Origin of the sequence: Nostoc sp. CALU 1950, from assembly GCF_051172895.1 — a bacterium.
Lineage (GTDB): Bacteria > Cyanobacteriota > Cyanobacteriia > Cyanobacteriales > Nostocaceae > Nostoc > Nostoc edaphicum_A.
Map to the genome: position 1 here is coordinate 1 of NZ_JBDNJQ010000422.1, position 496 is coordinate 496.

Genomic DNA, 496 nt, shown 5'->3' on the forward strand with positions numbered 1-496 from the left:
TATCAACGGTCATAAACCGCTTGCGTCCTTTAATTTTTTTGCCTGTATCAAAGCCCACTTCCTGACTCACCATCGCTGCACTTTTGACACTTTGACTATCAATGATGGCTTCTGACGGACTTGGATGGCGTTCTTCTTCGATTCTCGTCCATTCTCGCAGATTATCATGAATCTTCATCCAAGTTCCATCCCTGCGCCAGTTACGAAAGTACGTATATACAGAATGCCTTGCGGGAAAGTCCCCTGGTAGCGATCGCCATCGCACCCCTTCTAGCAGAATGTAAAAAATCGCGTTCAGGACTGACCAAATATCGACTTCACGCTTACGACCACCTTTTTTTGCTTCTGGAAGCATCTCACTGAGAAATTGATATTGGGCATAAGTCAAATTACTGGGGTATGCTTTACTCATGCTACTCTCTCGGTGCTGTGTTCTTTCTATTCACAGCTTATACTGAGAGAGCTTTTTTACACCCTGACCTACTTTTCAAACACC

General features: G+C 44.4%; 1 protein-coding gene. It reads right to left on the bottom strand.

Annotated features, from left to right (window positions below; all coding sequences use genetic code 11):
- Window positions 1-412 (bottom strand): transposase (locus tag ABF638_RS38280; protein WP_435027936.1); only part of this gene is annotated, 412 nt, incomplete at its 3' end.
- Window positions 413-496: the final 84 nt, after the last annotated feature.